This window comes from Rhodobacter sp. CZR27 (assembly GCF_002407205.1).
Lineage (GTDB): Bacteria > Pseudomonadota > Alphaproteobacteria > Rhodobacterales > Rhodobacteraceae > Cereibacter_A.
This window is the reverse complement of record NZ_CP023548.1, coordinates 1596432-1614868: the sequence shown is the minus strand read 5'-3', so window position 1 is coordinate 1614868 and position 18437 is coordinate 1596432. Positions and strand designations below refer to the sequence as shown.

15 protein-coding genes are annotated in these 18437 nt (G+C 68.8%); 5 read left to right on the top strand and 10 right to left on the bottom strand.

What is annotated here, in order from left to right:
- The first annotated feature begins 313 nt into the window (after window positions 1–313).
- Together gap and CK951_RS07855 are read left to right on the top strand one after the other, a co-directional pair.
- Window positions 314–1315: a type I glyceraldehyde-3-phosphate dehydrogenase gene (gene gap / locus CK951_RS07860; RefSeq protein ID WP_096785624.1), complete on the top strand. Its 1002-nt coding sequence runs from the start codon at window positions 314–316 to the stop codon at window positions 1313–1315.
- A 167-nt stretch (window positions 1316–1482) separates the two neighbouring features.
- Complete coding sequence (locus CK951_RS07855; RefSeq protein ID WP_096785623.1) at window positions 1483–1638, top strand: DUF1127 domain-containing protein; 156 nt, start codon at window positions 1483–1485, stop codon at window positions 1636–1638.
- Window positions 1639–1767: 129 nt separating this feature from the next.
- Here the strand turns inward: CK951_RS07855 and coaD are convergent, their stop codons facing one another.
- The 3 genes from coaD to CK951_RS07840 form a co-directional block, all read right to left on the bottom strand.
- A complete protein-coding gene (gene coaD, locus CK951_RS07850) occupies window positions 1768–2259 on the bottom strand; it encodes a pantetheine-phosphate adenylyltransferase (RefSeq protein ID WP_096785622.1) in 492 nt (163 codons plus the stop codon).
- Between the two features lie 70 nt (window positions 2260–2329).
- Entirely contained in the window at window positions 2330–2764 is a 435-nt protein-coding gene (locus tag CK951_RS07845; RefSeq protein ID WP_096785621.1) for a CBS domain-containing protein, read from the bottom strand.
- 34 nt (window positions 2765–2798) lie between these two features.
- Window positions 2799–3707 carry a LysR family transcriptional regulator gene (locus CK951_RS07840; RefSeq protein ID WP_096785620.1) on the bottom strand — a complete coding sequence of 303 codons (909 nt, stop codon included), beginning with the start codon at window positions 3705–3707 and terminating at the stop codon, window positions 2799–2801.
- 91 nt (window positions 3708–3798) lie between these two features.
- Between CK951_RS07840 and CK951_RS07835 the strand changes: the two genes are divergently transcribed.
- From CK951_RS07835 to CK951_RS07825, 3 genes are all read left to right on the top strand, one after another.
- Window positions 3799–5298: a CoA-acylating methylmalonate-semialdehyde dehydrogenase gene (locus CK951_RS07835; RefSeq protein WP_096785619.1), complete on the top strand. Its 1500-nt coding sequence runs from the start codon at window positions 3799–3801 to the stop codon at window positions 5296–5298.
- Between the two features lie 117 nt (window positions 5299–5415).
- On the top strand, window positions 5416–6072 hold the full coding sequence (locus CK951_RS07830; RefSeq protein WP_096785618.1) for a Crp/Fnr family transcriptional regulator: 657 nt from the start codon (window positions 5416–5418) through the stop codon (window positions 6070–6072).
- Window positions 6073–6169: 97 nt separating this feature from the next.
- A complete protein-coding gene (locus tag CK951_RS07825) occupies window positions 6170–6373 on the top strand; it encodes a DUF2892 domain-containing protein (protein WP_096785617.1) in 204 nt (67 codons plus the stop codon).
- A 97-nt stretch (window positions 6374–6470) separates the two neighbouring features.
- On the opposite strand, the gene uvrA is transcribed toward CK951_RS07825, so the two are convergent.
- The 7 genes from uvrA to CK951_RS07790 form a co-directional block, all read right to left on the bottom strand.
- Complete coding sequence (gene uvrA, locus CK951_RS07820) at window positions 6471–9335, bottom strand: excinuclease ABC subunit UvrA (RefSeq protein WP_096785616.1); 2865 nt, start codon at window positions 9333–9335, stop codon at window positions 6471–6473.
- 108 nt (window positions 9336–9443) lie between these two features.
- Window positions 9444–10610, bottom strand: coding sequence for an MFS transporter (locus tag CK951_RS07815; RefSeq protein ID WP_096785615.1), 1167 nt, complete (start codon window positions 10608–10610; stop codon window positions 9444–9446).
- 16 nt (window positions 10611–10626) lie between these two features.
- Window positions 10627–12021 carry a dihydrolipoyl dehydrogenase gene (gene lpdA / locus CK951_RS07810; protein ID WP_096785614.1) on the bottom strand — a complete coding sequence of 465 codons (1395 nt, stop codon included), beginning with the start codon at window positions 12019–12021 and terminating at the stop codon, window positions 10627–10629.
- A gap of 62 nt (window positions 12022–12083) precedes the next feature.
- The gene (locus CK951_RS07805) at window positions 12084–12659 is read right to left on the bottom strand and encodes a DUF924 family protein (RefSeq protein ID WP_096785613.1); all 576 of its coding nucleotides are present in this window, start codon (window positions 12657–12659) and stop codon (window positions 12084–12086) included.
- 61 nt (window positions 12660–12720) lie between these two features.
- Window positions 12721–13959, bottom strand: a complete 1239-nt coding sequence (locus tag CK951_RS07800; RefSeq protein ID WP_096785612.1) for an MFS transporter — start codon at window positions 13957–13959, stop codon at window positions 12721–12723.
- A gap of 81 nt (window positions 13960–14040) precedes the next feature.
- On the bottom strand, window positions 14041–15078 hold the full coding sequence (gene queA, locus CK951_RS07795) for a tRNA preQ1(34) S-adenosylmethionine ribosyltransferase-isomerase QueA (RefSeq protein ID WP_096785611.1): 1038 nt from the start codon (window positions 15076–15078) through the stop codon (window positions 14041–14043).
- An 8-nt stretch (window positions 15079–15086) separates the two neighbouring features.
- Window positions 15087–18380 (bottom strand): DUF3971 domain-containing protein, encoded by a 3294-nt coding sequence (locus CK951_RS07790; RefSeq protein WP_096785610.1) that lies wholly within the window; start codon window positions 18378–18380, stop codon window positions 15087–15089.
- Window positions 18381–18437: the final 57 nt, after the last annotated feature.

Genomic DNA, 18437 nt, shown 5'->3' with positions numbered 1-18437 from the left:
GCGCCGCGCCGGAGCGTCCTGCCGGGCGCGCGTCCGACCGGGCTGCCGAAAGCCTCGCCGCGCCTGCGCATGACCGATCGCAGGGCCTTTGGTCCCGACGCCGCGGTCCTTGCGCCGGATCCCTGCCTCGTCGGGGCCACGGGCACGCCGTTACTACTGCGCAAACTGTCGCAGCCTGTGCGATATCCGAGCTTATGGTGCCGAATTCCTCCTTTCTTTGGTTGAATTGCGCGCCGTTCTGGGGTCGTTAGCCTACAGACCGTCCGGGAGCGCGCGACTCGCGCGGCGCCCCCGCCAATCTTGGGAGAGCTCTATGACCGTGAAAGTGGCTATCAACGGCTTCGGCCGGATCGGGCGCAACGTGCTTCGCGCCATCGTCGAATCGGGCCGGACCGATATCGAGGTGGTGGCGATCAACGACCTCGGCCCGGTCGAGACCAACGCGCACCTGCTGCGCTTCGATTCGGTTCACGGCCGCTTCCCCGCCACGGTGACCACCACCGAGAAGACCATCGACGTCGGCCGCGGCCCGATCGAAGTCTCGGCGATCCGCAACCCGGCCGAGCTTCCCTGGGGCCACATCGACATCGTGATGGAATGCACCGGCATCTTCACGGACAAGGACAAGGCCAAGATCCACCTCGAGAACGGTGCCAAGCGCGTGCTGGTCTCGGCGCCCTCGACCGGCGCGGACAAGACCATCGTCTACGGCGTGAACCATGACACGCTGACCGCCGAGGATCTGGTGGTGTCGAACGCCTCCTGCACCACGAACTGCCTGTCGCCGGTGGCGCAGGTGCTGCATCAGGCCGTGGGCATCACCAAGGGCTTCATGACCACGATCCACAGCTACACCGGCGACCAACCGACGCTGGACACGATGCACAAGGATCTCTACCGCGCGCGCGCCGCGGCGCTGAGCATGATCCCGACCTCGACCGGCGCCGCCAAGGCCGTGGGCCTCGTGCTGCCGGAACTGAAGGGCAAGCTGGACGGCGTGGCGATCCGCGTTCCGACGCCGAACGTCTCGGTGGTGGACCTCGTGTTCGAAGCGAGCCGCGCGACCACGGTGGAAGAAGTCAACGCCGCGATCCGCGAGGCCGCCGACGGCCGCCTGAAGGGCATCCTCGGCTATACGGACGCGCCGAACGTCTCGTCGGACTTCAACCACGATCCGCACTCGTCGATCTTCCACATGGACCAGACCAAGGTCATGGAAGGCAACATGGTCCGCATCCTGACCTGGTACGACAACGAGTGGGGCTTCTCGAACCGGATGGCGGATACCGCCGTCGCGATGGGCAAGCTCATCTGAGTTCGGACCCAGCCGGGGATCGAAGGGGCGGCCTGCGGGCCGCCCCTTTCCTTTGCGGCCCTTGCGCATGCTGCATGGCAGCAGGGCGGGCTTGGCGGTTGTTGGCGCCGTCCTCAGGGTGCAATTAGAGCCCGAGGAGGAAAGCGACCAACCAAAGGACCCAAATCATGAAGACCCTGTTCCAGCCGATCCTGACGGCCGCCCGCAATCAGGCGCGCTATCGCACCACCCGGGCCGCGCTTGCCCGCCTGCCGGCCAGCACGCTGGTCGATCTCGACATCCACGACGTCGACGCCACCGCGCGCCGGGCGATCTGGGGCTGATCCTGTCCTCGCGTCTTTGGCCCTGACCAGTTCCGGACAGACAACCCAGGAGTGGTGCCGCCTGCGGTCAGCCCTTCTCTGCAGGGCCTGCGCCGGCCGGGCGCGACCGGTGGCCCCTGCCGGCCGAAGCTAGCGATACTTGGCGATCAATGCGGCGCCGACCTCGGGCGTGACAAAGCTCGAGACGTCGCCGCCGAGCCGGGCGATCTCCTTCACCAGCTTGGAGGCAATGGCCTGACGGCGGGCATCCGCCATCAGGAAGACCGTCTCGATCCCGGCGTCGAGCGCGCGGTTCATGCCAACCATCTGGAACTCGTATTCGAAATCCGCCACCGCCCGCAGGCCGCGCAGGATCACCGTGGCGCCTACGTCGCGCGCGCAGTCGATCAGCAGGTTCTCGAATGGATGCACCACGATCTCGCCCCCGTTGGCGGCGACGATGGCCCGGCATTCGGTCTCGACCATGCGCACACGTTCCTCGAGCGTGAACAGCGGCCCCTTGTCCCGGTTGATCGCGACGCCGATCACCAGACGGTCGACCAGCGCCATGGCGCGCTGGATGATGTCCAGATGCCCGAGGGTCAGCGGATCGAAGGTGCCGGGATAAAGTCCGATGCGCATGATGCCTCCCCCAATTGGTCGAGGGAACGCAAACGCATCGCGTCCCGGGATGCAAGCCCCAAAAAGCGCGTCAGAATCCCTTGATCATGCCTTCCAGCGCGTCCTTCTCCATCGACAGTTCCGACAGCCGCGCCTTCACCACGTCGCCGATCGAGATGAGGCCCACCATCTCGTCCTCGGCCATCACCGGAAGGTGCCGGAACCGGCCCTCGGTCATCATCTGCATCACCGCCTCGGCGTCGTCGGCGCAGGTGCAGGTGACGATCTTCGCCGTCATGATCGTCTCGACCCGGTCCGCGAGGATCGTCAGCCCGCGGCGCCCGAGTTCCCGGACGATGTCGCGTTCCGACACCATCCCCTCGGGCCGCTTGCCATCCCGCGAGACCACGACCGCGCCGATCCGGCGCGCGCCGAGCAGTTCGACCATCTTGCCGACGCTCATGTCCGGTGGAACCGTCACCACACCGTCATCCGACTTCGTCTTCAGGATCTGTTGAACGAGCATTGGCGGGCCTCCTCCCGAATTCTCCATCCGAGAGTCAGTCTAACGCAATTTGCGGGCGAGTCATGCCCTCCAGACGTAGGACCTCGCGGCGAATGCCCTGTGCAAGGGCCTCGGCGAACCGGTTCAGCCGTTCCATCCGCGCATCGTCCTGATGCCGGATCAGCCAGAAGGTCCGCGTCAGACTGAGACTTTCCGTCAGGACCTTCACCAGTTCCGGCGCCGAGGGCATGGCGAAATCGTGCACGATGCCGACGCCCGCCCCGGCGCGCAGCCAATTGAGCTGCACCGACACCGAATTCGAGGCGAAGGGCACCGAGCCGGAGCCGAGGCCGGTCAGGTAGTCGAGTTCCTTGTCGAAGATCATGTCGGGGATGTAGCCGACCAGACGGTGCTGCCGGAGATCGTCGAGCGACCGGATCGGCGGGTGGCGCGCCAGATAGTCCCGGCTGGCGGCCAGATGCAGATGATAGGTAGCCAGCTTCTGCACGCGAAGCCGCCCGGCCTCGGGACGGCTGACCCCGATCGCCATGTCGGCCTCGCGCTTGGACAGGTTGAACACCCGCGGCAGCGCGACGATCTGCATCTCCAGCCCCGGGTTCTCCTCGCAGATCCGGGCCAGCACCTGCGGCAGCAGGTAGTTCGCGCAGCCGTCCGGCGCGCCGATGCGGATCTGGCCGGTGAGGCCGGCCGCGCCCTGCACCTCCTCGGCCGCCGCCACCATCGCGCCTTCCGCCCGTTCCGCATGGGCAAGCACGCGCTGCCCCGCTTCGGTCAGCGCATAGCCCTGCGGGCTCTTGGCAAACAGCCGCGCCCCCAGCGCCTCCTCGAGCCGCGCCACCCGTCGCCCGACCGTCGCCGGGTCGAGCTTCAGCACCTTGCCCGCCCCCGACAGGCTCTCGGCCCGCGCCACTGCAAGGAACACCCGCAGATCATCCCAGTCCATGCCTGCATTTCCGCAAAACGCTTTTGGAGACTTGCCGCTTTATCCGGCAAAAACGCAAGCCTATCCTGCCGCCACACCAAGGGAGGATTCCATGCAAGAGCTGACCCACTGGATCGACGGCAAGCACGTCAAGGGCTCCTCGGGCCGCTTCGCCGAGGTCTTCAACCCGGCCACCGGCGAGGTGCAGGCCCGGGTGCCGCTGGCCTCGAAGGGCGAACTCGACGCCGCCGTGGCCTCGGCCGCCGAGGCGCAGGTGAAATGGGGCGCCACGAACCCGCAGCGCCGCGCCCGCGTGATGATGGAGGTGGTCCGCCTTCTGAACCGTGACATGGACAAGCTGGCCGAGGCGCTGAGCCGCGAGCACGGCAAGACCCTGCCCGACGCCAAGGGGGACGTGCAGCGCGGCCTCGAGGTGATCGAGTTCTGCATCGGCGCGCCGCACCTGCTGAAGGGCGAGTTCACCGACAGCGCAGGCCCCGGCATCGACATGTATTCCATGCGCCAGCCGCTGGGCGTGGCCGCGGGCATCACTCCGTTCAACTTCCCGGCGATGATCCCGCTGTGGAAGATGGGCCCGGCGCTGGCCGCGGGCAACGCCTTCATCCTGAAGCCCTCCGAGCGCGACCCCTCGGTGCCGCTGATGCTGGCCGAGATCTTCCAGGAGGCCGGCCTGCCCGATGGCGTCCTGCAGGTCGTGAACGGCGACAAGGAGGCGGTGGACGCCATCCTCGACAACCACACGATCCAGGCGGTCGGCTTCGTCGGATCCACCCCGATCGCGGAATACATCTATTCCCGCGGCTGTGCGAACGGCAAGCGCGTGCAGTGCTTCGGCGGCGCCAAGAACCACATGATCATCATGCCCGACGCCGATCTGGATCAGGCGGCGGATGCGCTGGTGGGTGCCGGCTACGGCGCTGCGGGCGAACGCTGCATGGCGATCTCGGTCGCGGTGCCGGTGGGTGACGAGACCGCCGACGCGCTGATCGAGCGGCTGATCCCGCGGATCGAGAAGCTGAAGGTCGGGCCCTATACCGGCGGCAACGACGTGGATTACGGCCCGGTGGTGACCGCGGCGGCCAAGGAAAACATCCTGCGCCTGGTCAATTCGGGAATTGAACAGGGTGCGAAGCTGGTGGTCGACGGGCGCAACTTCGCGCTGCAGGGCTACGAGACCGGCTTCTTCGTCGGCCCCCACCTCTTCGACCATGTCCGCCCCGAGATGGACATCTACCGCAAGGAGATCTTCGGCCCGGTGCTCTCGACCGTCCGAGCAGCCTCTTACGAAGAGGCGCTGGGCCTTGCGATGCATCACGAATATGGCAACGGCACGGCAATCTTCACCCGCGACGGCGATGCGGCGCGCGACTTCGCCAACCGGGTGAACGTGGGCATGATCGGGATCAACGTGCCGATCCCGGTGCCGCTTGCCTACCATACCTTCGGCGGCTGGAAGAAATCGGCCTTCGGCGACCTGAACCAGCACGGGCCGGATGCCTTCCGCTTCTACACGCGGACCAAGACCATCACCTCGCGCTGGCCGAGCGGGATCAAGGAAGGCTCGGCCTTCAACTTCAAGGCAATGGACTGAGACAGAGCGGCGGCCGGGGTGCACCCGGCCGCCCTTGCGCCCGAAGGTCGCGGCGCCCGCGGTCTTGACCTCGTGCCGCGCCTGCCAGACATGGAGGTGACCGTTGCAGGAGCCGCCATGACCTGGACCGACGCCCCCGGACTGTCCGACCTCTCCCCCGACGCCCGCAGCCGCCTCGAGGCGCTGCGGCCTGTCGCGGTTCCCCGTGGCACGCTGATGTTCCGCCCCGGCGACGCGGCGCAGGGCTTCGTCGTGGTGCTGCAGGGACGGGTCGAGGTCTTCCTCACCGGCCCCACGGGGCGCGAGATCCTGCTCTATGCCGTCGAACCGGGGCAGAGCTGCGTGCAGACCACGCTGGGCCTGATGGGCGGCGAGCACTACACGGGCGAGGCGATCGCCGCGACCGATGTGACGGCGGTGGTGATCCCCAAGCCGCTGTTCCTGCGGCTGATGGACGACAGCGCCGCCTTCCGCAGCTTCGTCTTCACCGCCTTCGCCATGCGGATGCAGACCATGATGCACGTGCTGGAACGGGTGGCCTTCCAGCGCGTCGAGAGCCGGCTGGCCAGCACGCTCCTGTCCATGGCCGAGGCGGGCGAGGTCACCGCCACTCAGGCCGATCTCGCCACCCGCATCGGCTCGGCGCGCGAGGTCGTGTCCCGACGACTCGACCAGTTCGCGCGCCGCGGCTGGGTCCGGACCGACCGCGGCCGCGTGCGCCTGCTGGACACCGGCGCCTTGCGGCGCATCGCTGCAGCCGACGGCGCCGAGTGACAAGGGTGACGAGGTCACAGACGGCGCCCGGCGCATCCGGTTAACCTCGTGCCATGCCCCGCGCGCCGGGGTGGTTCCAAGGGAAAAGGGTTACGCCATGTTCAAGACCAACGTCGGCGGCATCGACCGCATCCTCCGCATCGTGGTGGGCCTCGCACTGCTTGCGGGCTTCTTCCTGCTGCCCGAGGCCAGCTATCGCATGTTCCTGCTGATCGGCATCGTCCCGCTTCTGACCGGGCTGTTCTCGACCTGCCCGCTCTATTCCATCGTCGGCATCAACACCTGCCCGACGAAGGGCTGACCCCGCCAGAGGCGGACGGACCGGCTCCGGTTCCGTCCGCGGCAGCGCGGCGCGAGGGGGCTCGATGCCCCCGAGCGTCGCACCCTCGGAGCAGGGCCTATTCGGCGGCCAGACGCTTCGGCTTCAGCATGTCGCGCAGATAGCGCCCGGTGTGCGAGGCCTCGACCTTCGCCACCTCCTCCGGCGTGCCTTCGGCCACCACCGCTCCGCCGCCGTCGCCACCCTCCGGCCCGATATCGATGATCCAGTCGGCGGTCTTCACCACGTCGAGGTTGTGCTCGATCACCACCACCGTGTTGCCCTGATCGACAAGCTCGTGCAGCACTTCCAGCAGCTTCTTCACATCCTCGAAATGCAGCCCCGTCGTCGGCTCGTCCAGGATGTAGAGCGTCCGCCCCGTCGCACGGCGGCTCAGCTCCTTCGAGAGCTTCACCCGTTGCGCCTCGCCGCCCGACAGCGTCGTCGCCTGCTGGCCCACCTTGATGTAGCCAAGGCCCACCCGCATCAGCGCGTCCATCTTCTCGCGGATCGAGGGCACCGCCTGGAAGAACTCCTGCGCATCCTCGACCGTCATCTCAAGAACGTCCGCTATGCTCTTGCCCTTGAACCTGATTTCCAAGGTCTCTCGGTTGTAGCGATGGCCCTTGCAGGTCTCGCAGGTCACATAGACGTCGGGCAGGAAGTGCATCTCGATCTTGATGACGCCGTCGCCCTGGCAGGCCTCGCAGCGTCCGCCCTTCACGTTGAACGAGAAGCGCCCCGGCTGGTAGCCGCGCGCCTTGGCCTCGGGCAGGCCCGCGAACCAGTCGCGGATCGGGGTGAAGGCGCCGGTATAGGTGGCCGGGTTCGACCGCGGCGTCCGCCCGATCGGCCGCTGGTCGATGTCGATCACCTTGTCGAGATGCTCGAACCCCTTGATCGTCTCGCAGGGCGCCGGCGTCTCGCGCGCGCCGTTCAGCCGCATCGCGGCAGTCTTGTAGAGCGTCTCGATGGTCAGCGTCGATTTCCCGCCGCCCGAGACACCCGTCACGCAGACGAACCTGCCCAGCGGAAACTCCACCGTCACGTCCCTCAGGTTGTTGCCCGAGGCCTTGACGACGGTCAGCGTCTTGCCGTTGCCCGCCCGCCGCTCGGCCGGGACCGGAATCTCGCGCGTGCCCGACAGATACTGCCCTGTCAGGCTTGCAGGATCGGCCGCGATCTCGGCCGGCGTGCCCTTCGCCACCACCTGCCCGCCGTGCACCCCGGCGCCGGGACCGATGTCGAAGACATAGTCCGCCTCGCGGATCGCATCCTCGTCATGTTCCACCACCAGGACCGAGTTGCCCTGGTCGCGCAGGTTCTTCAGCGTCGTGAGCAATCGGTCGTTGTCGCGCTGGTGCAGCCCGATCGAGGGCTCGTCCAGCACATAGAGCACGCCCGTCAGCCCCGAGCCGATCTGGCTCGCCAGCCGGATCCGCTGGCTCTCGCCGCCCGAAAGCGTGCCCGCCGCGCGGCTCATCGACAGGTAGTCGAGGCCCACATTGACAAGGAATCCAAGCCGCTCGCGGATCTCCTTCAGGATCGCGCGGGCGATCTCGTTCTTCTGCACGGTGAGGGTGCCCGGCACCGTCTCGACCCAGGCGAAGGCCTCCTTGATCGACATCTGCACCACCTGACCGATGTGCAGGCCGCCGATCTTGACCGCCAGCGCCTCGGGCTTCAGCCGGTAGCCGCCGCAGGTGTGGCAGGGCCGGCTGTTCTGGTAGCGCTCGAACTCCTCGCGCACCCAGGCCGAGTCGGTCTCGCGGTAGCGGCGCTCCATGTTCGGGATAACGCCCTCGAAGGTGCGGCTGACGGTATAGATCCGCGCGCCTTCGTCATAGCGGAACGAGATCTCCTCGTCGCCCGAGCCGCGCAGGAACACCTCGCGCACGGTCTCGGGCAGGTCCTTCCACTTCTTCTTCCGGTCGAAGCCGTAGTGCTTGGCCAGCGCCTCGATGGTCTGGCTGTAATAGGGCGACTTCGACTTCGCCCACGGGGCAATGGCGCCCTGTGCCAGTGTCAGCCCCTGATCCGGCACCACCAGACGCTCGTCGAAGAACAGCTCTCCCCCCAGCCCGTCGCAGTCCGGGCAGGCGCCGAACGGCGCGTTGAACGAGAACAGCCGGGGCTCGATCTCGGGGATGGTGAAGCCCGAGACCGGGCAGGCGAACTTTTCCGAGAAGGTGGTGCGCACCGGCTCGCCCTCGCCCTCCGCCGGCGCGGTCTCGAAGATTGCGATGCCGTCGGCGAGGTTCAGCGCCGTGCGGAAGCTGTCGGCAAGGCGGGTCTCGATGCCCCCGCGCACGATGATCCGGTCCACCACCACGTCGATGTCGTGGCGGAACTTCTTGTCCAGCACTGGCGGATCGTCCAGCTCATGGAAGGCGCCGTTCACCTTCACCCGCTGGAAGCCCTGCTTGCGCAGCTCCAGGAATTCCTTGCGATATTCGCCCTTGCGGTCGCGGACGATGGGGGCCAGCAGGTAGCCGCGCGTGCCCTCGGGCATCGCCATGACCGCATCCACCATGTCCTGCACCTGCTGCGCCGCGATGGGCAGCCCGGTCGCCGGCGAATATGGCGTGCCGACCCGGGCCCAGAGCAGGCGCATGTAGTCGTAGATCTCGGTCACCGTGCCCACGGTCGAGCGCGGGTTCTTCGAGGTCGTCTTCTGCTCGATCGAGATGGCCGGCGAGAGGCCCGAGATATGGTCCACGTCCGGCTTGCCCATCATGTCGAGGAACTGCCGGGCATAGGCGCTCAGGCTTTCCACGTAGCGGCGCTGTCCCTCGGCATAGATCGTGTCAAAGGCAAGGCTGGACTTGCCCGACCCCGAGAGGCCCGTGATCACCACCAGCCGGTCGCGGGGGATGTCGATGTCGACGCCCTTGAGATTGTGCTCGCGCGCGCCCCGCACCGAGATGAACTTCTGTTCGGCCATCGCCCATGCCTCTGATTGTCCGGAGGGCAGAGATAGTGGAAGGCGGCCGAGTCTCCAACCGCCGATAGTGAACATAGGATGAACTTCCGCGCGATGGCAGGGAATTTTTCAGGCGTTGGCCCTGCGGCGGGCGGAAAGCCACTGATGCAGCCCGATCCCTGCGGCGGCGGGCAGGATGATGAACAGCACCAGCCCCGGCAGACCCTGCGCGGCGAGAAGCGCCGCCAGCAGCGGTGTCCCGCTGGTGGTGCCGAGGTTTCCCAGCTGCGCCACCGCACCCGCCGCGCGGGTCCGGCCCTCGCGGTCGGGGTTAAGTTGCGGGATCGCCGCAAACGAGGCGCCCTGCACCAGCCCGAGCGCCCCGGCCAGAAGCAGCGCCGCCGCCAGCATGGCCGGCTGGTGCCCCCAGACCGTCCAGAGCAGCAGCATCGCGACAATGGCCCCCGCGAAGCCGCCCTGCACCATCGACACGGCCGTCACCCGCCCCAGCAGCCAGACCCCCAGCGTCATCGACACGGCAATCGAGGTGAGCGGCATTGCCGAGGCGAGGAGGCCCGCATGGTCCGTCATCGGCGGCAGCAGCGTGAGCAGCGCGACGTAGACCAGCGTATAGCAGAAGAAGCCGATGGCGGGGGCCGCGACCCGGGCCGAGGCGTAGATCTCGCCGTGCTGGCGGACGAGCGTGCCGAGCGCCAGTCTCGACGGCCGCTCCGGCGTATCCGCCGGCAGAAGGGCGCGCAGCAGAAGCGCGCAGCCCGCCATGTAGAGCGCATGGATCAGGAACAGCGGCGGAATGCCGAAGGCCGCGACCAGCGGCCGGCCGATCCAGGCGGTGAAGGCGAAGGAGACGGCAAAGAAGCTCGACCACAGCGTCATGGCCAGCCCCTGCCGGGCCGCCGGCGCGGTCTGGGCGATCATCACCGGCGCCGCAACCACGATGGCCAGGTGCGCCACGCCCTCGATGGCCCGCAGCGCCAGCATCACCGGCAGCGGCGGCAGCAGCGCCTGCAGGCAGGACAGGATGGTGCCCGCTGCCATCGCCGTCACCAGCACCCGACGGTATCCCAGGCGCTGCACCAGAAGCCCGGCGGTCGTGCCGAACAGCAGCCCGGCAAAGCCCACGATGGACACGACGAGGCCGAGTGCGACCTCGCCCGCGGCAGGATAGACCCGGGCGATGTGCTCGAAGATCACGCCGACCTTCGAGAACTGCGCGGCGGCGCCCAGGCCCGCCAGCCAGAGCACCACCACCTGCAGCATGGGCGAAGCGCGCATCACGCGCAGCCCGTCCTCAGAAATGCAGCGCCCGTCCGTAGGCGTCGAGGACGGATTCGTGCATCATCTCGGACAGGGTCGGGTGCGGGAAGACCGCCTCCATCAGCTCCGCCTCGGTGGTTTCCAGCGCGCGGCCGACGACATAGCCCTGGATCAGTTCGGTCACCTCGGCGCCGATCATGTGGGCACCCAGCAGTTCGCCGGTCTTCGCGTCGAAGACGGTCTTGACGAAGCCCTCGGCCTCGCCGAGCGCAATGGCCTTGCCGTTGCCGATGAAGGGGAAGCGGCCCACCCTGACCTCGTAGCCCTTTTCCTTCGCCTTCGCCTCGGTCAGGCCGACGCTGGCCACCTGCGGCTGGCAATAGGTGCAGCCGGCGATGGAGCCCGGCTTGATCGGATGCGGATGGCCGCCCGCGATCAGCTCGGCCACCATCACGCCCTCGTGGCTGGCCTTGTGCGCCAGCCAAGGCGCGCCTGCGATGTCGCCGATGGCGAAAAGGCCCTCGACCCCCGTCCGGCAGAACTCGTCGGTCACGACATGGGTGCGGTCCACGGTGACGCCCAGTGCCTCGAGCCCCAGCCCCTCGGTGTTGCCGACGATGCCCACGGCCGAGATCACAGTGTCGAATTCCATCGTCTCGGTCTTGCCGGCCGACTCGACATGGGCCGTGACCTTGCCGGGGGCGCGATCCAGTTTCCGGACAGTGGCTTGCTCGAGGATCTTCATCCCCTGCTTGAGGAAGGCCTTCTTCGCGAAGGCCGAGACCTCGGCATCTTCCACCGGCAGGATGCGCTCCATCACCTCGACCACGGTGGTGTCGGCGCCCAGCGTGTTGAAGAAGCTCGCGAATTCGATCCCGATGGCGCCCGAGCCGATCACCAGCAGCTTCTTCGGCATCCGCTTCGGCTCCAGCGCGTGACGGTAGGTCCAGACGAGGTCGCCGTCGGCCTCCAGCCCCGGCAGTTCGCGGGCCCGCGCGCCGGTCGCGATGACGATGGAGGCAGCCTCCAGATCCTCGGCGCCCTTGTCGGTCTTCACGCTCACGCGGCCGGCGGCGGGGATCGTGGCCTCGCCCATCACCACCGTCACCTTGTTCTTCTTCATCAGGTGCGCCACGCCCGAGGACAGCTGCTTCGCCACCCCGCGCGAGCGTTTGACCACCGCGTCGAGATCGTAGCCCAGGTTCTCCGCCCTCAGCCCGAACTCCTTCGCGCGGTGCATCAGGTGGAACACCTCGGCCGAGCGCAGCATGGCCTTCGTGGGGATGCAGCCCCAGTTCAGGCAGATCCCGCCGAGGCTCTCCCGCTCGACGATGGCGACGTTCAGGCCCAGCTGCGCCGCGCGGATCGCACAGACATAGCCCCCCGGGCCGGCACCGATCACGATCAGATCGAAAGTTCTCGCGGGCATCCTCGCCTCCCTGGAAAATTAGTTTGGCCTTAAACCATCTTTTCCCACCATGCAACGACACCTCATCCGCGCAGCCGGCGCACCTCGGCTGCATAGGCGCCGGCCGACAGGAAATCCTCTTCCTCGGGCGTGGAAGCCCGGCCCAGGGCGGCGTTGCGGAACGGAAAGCGGCCGAAGCGGGCGATGATCGCGGCATGGGCATGGGCATGCAGCAGCCCCTCGGCGCCGGTCTCGGGCATCCGCTCCTCGAACATCCGCACGGCGGTCGCCTGATCCTCGGGGGCTTCCGAATGTTCAAGCGGCAGGTAGAAGAACTGCCGCTCGGGTTCCGGCGCGCCGAGATCCCAGCCGGCCGCGATCGCCTTCCGCGCGGCCTCGCGCGCCAGAGGATCGGTCGCGAAGGCCAGGGCCTCGCCGCGGAACATGTTGCGCGGGAACTGGTCGGTCAGGATCAGGAAGGCGAGGCTTCCGACCGTGCCCTCGCACCAGTGTTCGAGACCGCCATCGCGGGCCGCCTGCCAGAGGTCGCCGAACCTGTCCCGGATCTCCTGATCGACGGCGGCATCGACGGCATACCAGCCCTCGGGGCCGATCTCGCCCAGCCAGAAGTCGAGCACCGCCACCGGATCGTCCGCCATGTCCCGCCTCCTGCTGTCAGGGCTCCCAGCCTGACAGGTCAGGGCAACAGCGGCAAGCCGGTCAGTCGGCGGTCTCCTGTCCCCGCTCCATCACCATGCCCACCGCGATCGACGAGGCGGTGGGCGCGACGCTGGCGAAGGCGCCGGTGTCGGCCACGGCCGGCGCCGCGCGCTGCGTCATGCGCCACCCGGCATAGAGCGCAAGCCCGCCGTAGAGCAGCCCGATGAAGACGAAGAACCCGCCGGGGCCGGCGCGCTCCATGATCCAGCCGGTCACCAGCGGACCACAGATCGCGCCCAGCCCGTTCATGAACAGCATCCCCGCCGAGGCCGCCGCCATGTCCTCCTTGCCGAGGAAGTCGTTGGTATAGGCGATCAGCAGGGAATAGACCGGGTTGGTGATCCCGCCCAGCAGCAGCGCCACGCCTATCAGCCCCCAGAACGGCGGCTGAAGTGCCACGGTCGCCGCCATCAGCAGCCCCGCCACCACGGCCAGCCCGAGGATCAGCTGCCGCCGGTCCATCCGGTCGGAGGCCCAGCCGATCGGATATTGCAGCAGCAGGCCGCCCACGTAGATCGCGCCGATGAAGATCGAGATCTCGCGCACCGAAAGCTCGGCCAGCGTGCCCCAGACCGAGGCCATGCCGAACATCGCCGAGAAGATCGCCCCGGTCAGCAGCATCCCGATGACGCCGAGCGGCGAGATCCGGAACAGTTCCCGGAACGACAGCCGGCGGGTCGTCTCGAAGGTGGGCGTCGGCGTGGCGGTCAGCAGGATCGGCATGAAGGCGAGCGACACGAGGACCGAGGGGATCACGAACAGCGTGAAGCCCGAGGGATCGGCCGCGTTCAGGAGCGCCTGGCTTGCGATGATGCCCAGCATCTGCACCATCATGTAGGCCGACATCGCCTGCCCCCGGGTCTGGTTGGTCGCGGTGTTGTTCAGCCAACTTTCCGCGGTGATGTAGACGCCCGAAAAGCTGAAGCCGATCAGCACCCGAAGCGCGGTCCAGACCATCCAGTCCGGCAGCACGGGATAGACCACGAGAACCGCCGAGATCATCGAGCCGAGCGCAGCAAAGACCCGGACATGGCCGACGCGCCGGATCATGCCCGGCACGATCTGCGAGCCGATCAGGAAGCCCGCGAAATAGGCCGAGGTCACCACCGCAAGCTGCGTGGTGCTGAACCCCTCGATCGCGCCGCGGATGCCCAGCAGCGAGGCCTGCACCCCGTTGCCCACCATCAGCAGCATGACGCCCAGCAGCAGCGGCCAGGTGGAGGCGAGGACCTTGAACATGGGATGGCTCCGTAACTCGGCGGACAGGCTAGCACGCGGTGCCGGTGGGCACCGCCGGAAGGCGACGTTGGCGGTGCCGTTTCAGCCGTCGGGGATCAGCAGGGACGCGTCGCCATAGGAGAAGAAGCGGTAGCCCTCGCGCACGGCGTGGTCGTAGATCCGCCGGATCCGCTCATGGCCCATCAGCGCCGAGACGAGCATCAGCAGCGTGGACTTCGGCAGGTGGAAATTGGTCATCAGCGCATCCGCGACGCGGAATCGGTAGCCCGGATAGATGAAGATGTCGGTCGTGCCGCGCCACGGCCGGATGGTGCCGCCCTGGGCCGCGCTCTCGATCAGCCGCAGCGCCGTGGTGCCGATGGGGATGACGCGGCCGCCCGCGGCCTTCGTCGCGGCGATCTCGGCAGCGGCCGCTTCGGTCACCTCGCCCCATTCGGCATGCATCCGGTGAGTCGTCACATCCTCGACCTTCACCGGCAGGAAGGTGCCGGCGCCGACATGCAGCGTCACTTCGGTGAAGGCCACGCCACGTGCGGCCAGCGCGGCCAGAAGCCCGGCGTCGAAATGCAACGATGCCGTGGGCGCCGCGACCGCGCCGGCGTGACGGGCGAAGACGGTCTGGTAATCCTCGCGGTCCTGCGCGTCGGGTGCGCGCTTCGCCGCGATGTAGGGCGGCAGCGGCATGGCCCCCGCCTCGGCCAGCGCCGCGTCGAACGCATCGCCGTCGAGGTTGAAGACGAGCCGCAGGTCGGTCTCGCCCTTCTCGGCCACCTCGGCCGACAGCGTGTCGGTGAAGCGGATCACCTCGCCTTCCCGCAGCTTGCGCAGCGGCTTGGCCAGTGCGCGCCAGCCGGTCGCGGCGGGTTCCATCAGGGTGATCTCGATGCGTGCCACCGCCTCGCCGCGCGTGCGGCTGCCGGTCAGCCGCGCCGGGATCACCTTCGTGTTGTTCAGCACCAGCCGGTCACCCGGGCGGAAGATCTCCACCAGGTCGCGCACGTGCAGATCGCGGATGCGGTCGCCCTCGGCCAGCAGCAGGCGGGCCGAGGTGCGTGGCTTCGCCGGCCGCGTGGCGATCAGCCCCTCGGGCAGGTCGAAGTCGAAGTCGGAGAGTTTCATGGACGGACTCAGCGGATGACGGGGGCCGGGCGGCGGAAGATCTCGCGGAACATGCCGGGCGTGAGGATCGAGAGCGGGTTGACCGAGACGGCGGGGCGATCCGCGGAGCCGGTGACGGTGTAGTTGAAGCCGAACAGCCCCTCGCCCCTGCGGGTCAGGAAGGCGCCGATGCCGTTCAGCAGATAGATCGGCGAGATCACCCCCTGCAAGTCCAGCCTGCGGTCGCTGGCGCGATAGACACCCGCAAGCGACACCCCCATCGAGGCGCCCACGGCGGCGGCCTGCGTGATCTCGACGGCGCCCGAGCCTATGCGGAAATCGACGTCGCCTTCCCCGAACAGCAGCCCCTCGCCGTTCAGCTGTTCCAGCAGGCCCACCACCGAGATCGCGTTCAGAAGCGCCGCCAGCACCGGCGCATTGGTGACGCGGAAGTTCGACACCTCGGCGCGGCCGCGATACCCTGCCTTGCCCTCGGGCGTCAGGCGCAGGTCCAGCCGCCCGCCCCGCCCGTCGGGAAAGATCCCGGCCGAGGCGATGACCCCGCCGGCATCCTCGGACCGCACGCGCACCGCGCTGCGGCCATTCATCGGCACCACGGTGCCCTCGACCAGCGCCCTGCCGTTGACCCGGCCGCGGAACGTGCCGTTGAAGCCGCCCTGCGTGCCGAAGCGGCCCTCGAACCCGGTCAGGGCGATGGCCTGCGTGACCTGCAGCCGGTCCAGCGCGACCGAGATAGGCATGGGCGCGCCGCCGCCCCGGTCGCCCGAGGTCTGGATCCGCGTCAGATCCACCGTGCCGCCCCGCAGCTGAACCTCGGGCGCACGGCCGGCGCCGCGGCCCGCCAGCGTGACGGGCGCATCGAGCCAGCCGCTCAGCCGCACCCGGTCGAACCGCACCGCCTCGAGCGCGCCATCGGCCCGCAGCGCGACCCGGCCCGAGGCGGAAAGCCCGCCGCCCTCGATCGCCAGCCGCTCGACCGAGACCGGCTTGCCCAGCGTCGCCTCGACGGACAGCTTCCCGGCGCGGCCGGCAGGCTTCTGCCAGCCGATCCCGGGCAGCCCCAGCCCCAGCCCGACGAGGTCCGACTCGAGCGTCAGCTTCGGCACCATGTCCCGGGCCATCTCGACCCTGAACCGTCCCTCGGCCCGGCCGCTGACCGACCCCTTCGGCAGGCCGAGCCGGAATTCCTCGACGGCCGCGGGCGACAGGGTCGCTGTGCCGTCCACGCTCGCGCGGCCCTTCGCCTCGGGGCCGAAGGCCAGCCGATAGACGGCGTCGAAGGGCACTTGGCCGAACGTCCCCGCCCCGGCCAGCGTCAGCCCCTGCGGCACGGCCTCAAGCCGCAGCTTCGGCGCGGCGATGGTGCGGCCCTGCACCAGAACATCCGACCGGAAGTCGCTGATCGTGCCGCGGACGCTGAAATCGACCTCCTTCGGCGTCACATTCCCCTTCAGCGGCAGCGCGAGCACGGTTTCCAGCACCGCGCGGCCCTCGCCCAGTTCGACCGAACGGCCCGCCTTCTGCAGGAAACGGAACGGCGGCTGGTCAAGCAGCGACAGCGCGGCCGTCACGCCGCTGTCGCTGTTGATCGTGATGCGCGCCTGCGCCGGGCGCTGCGTCACGTCGGGCACCTCGAAGACGGATCGCGTGACGCGGATCGGCCCGCCCGCGGGCGGGTTCAGCTGCCCCTCCTCCAGCACCATCAGATAGCGGCGGTCCTCGATCGAGGCATAGCCGGAGCTGTTCTGGATCGGCGGCAGGGTCTTCAGGAAGCGCACGTCGCCATCGCGGAACTCGTAGCCGAGCGACAGGCGCGGCTCGGTGCCCGGCGCCATCCGCAGCCCGGCCTTGACCTCGAACAGCCGCCCTTCCTGCACGTTCTCGGCCAGCCACTTGCGCGTCTTGGGCACCAGCGACAGCGGCCAGAGCGCCAGCAGGTCGGTGTGCGAAATCTCGTTCAGCCCGAGGTCGAAGGCAACGCGCCAGCCGTCGGCCTCGGTCGAGACCCGCCCCCGGCCGAGCAGGCGCCGTCCGCGCTCGACCAGCGCCAGCTGGCCGATCTCGACCCGGAACGGATCGAGCCGCATCCGCAGGTCAAGCGCGCCTTCCGAGAAGTGGATCGGCGTCTCGAACAGGCCCTCGGGGTCGGCGCTGGCATCCTCGAAGCGGATCTGCGCCAGCATCTCCTTCGGCAGACCCTCGGTCGCGCCGGGCAGATAGGCCTGCCCGGTGGCCGAGATCCGGAGCGAGCGCCCCTGCACCGAGAGCCGCGTGAGCTCGATCCGCTCGCGGGCGGGATCGTAGCGGAAGGCAAGGCCCGCGCGGTCGAAGGACAGGGGGCGGGTTGCGGGCGTGGGGCGCAGCGCGCCCTCCTCGCTGTCCAGCTCGGCCTCGAGCCGGGTCAGTCGGCCCTCGCCGTCCAGCGCCGCCGCGAACCGCCCCGAGAGCGCCGCATCCAGCACCCCCAGCCATGCCGCCGGCGCCGTCTGCGCCGCGATATCGGCCGCGGCCACGTGATCGACGGTCGCCGAGATGCGCGCCTCGGGGCTGCCCGGCGTGGTGACGAAGGTCAGGAGCGCCTGCGCCGGCGGCCGGTCGGGCCCGCCATGCAGCGACAGCCCGAGTTCCAGCGCCCGCCGCTCCGGCCCGTTTTCCAGCGACAGCCGCCCGTCGCCCACCTGCCAGATCCGTCCAACGCGACGGTCGTCGAGCGTCAGGGTCATGCCCTCTGCCTCGATCCGGCGCAGGTCGGCCAGCACCGGCAGCGCGAAGATGCGGTCGATGGCGGCGCGCAGTTCCGCATGGCCCGCCACCGGAAGCGAGCCGCCCTGCCCGCCCAGCGAGAAGTCGAACCGGCCATCCGGCAGCCGCCGCAGCGCGAAACGCGCGCCCGACAGCACGATGGTCCGCGGCCGCAGGTCCGCGCGCAGCATCGCGCTGCGGTCGAACGAGATCCGCGCCTCGGGCAGGGTCAGGAAGGCGCGCCCGTCCCGCTGCAGAAGCCGCACGTCGTCGAGCCGCAGGCGCGGCACCCAGTCCGACCCCACGGTGAGCACGGCGCCGCCCAGCGACACGGAGGCCGCCGGATCCAGCGCCCGGTTGATGCGCTGCTCGGCCCCGGTCACGGCCCAGGCCGGCAGCGGGAGCGGCCGCCCCGTCAGCGCCAGCGTCCCGAAGCCCGCCACGACAGCAAGCAGCGCAAGGCTCAGCAGCAGCCAGAGCGAGGCCCGGCCTCGTTTCGGCCGCCCCGCCTGCCCCGGTGTCGCCTGTCCCGGTGTCTCGCGCGCGTCGCCTTCGACCATCGTCTCCGCTTTCTCAAGCCGGGCTTGCCTTTATCGGCTGCCGAAGGCAACTAAAAC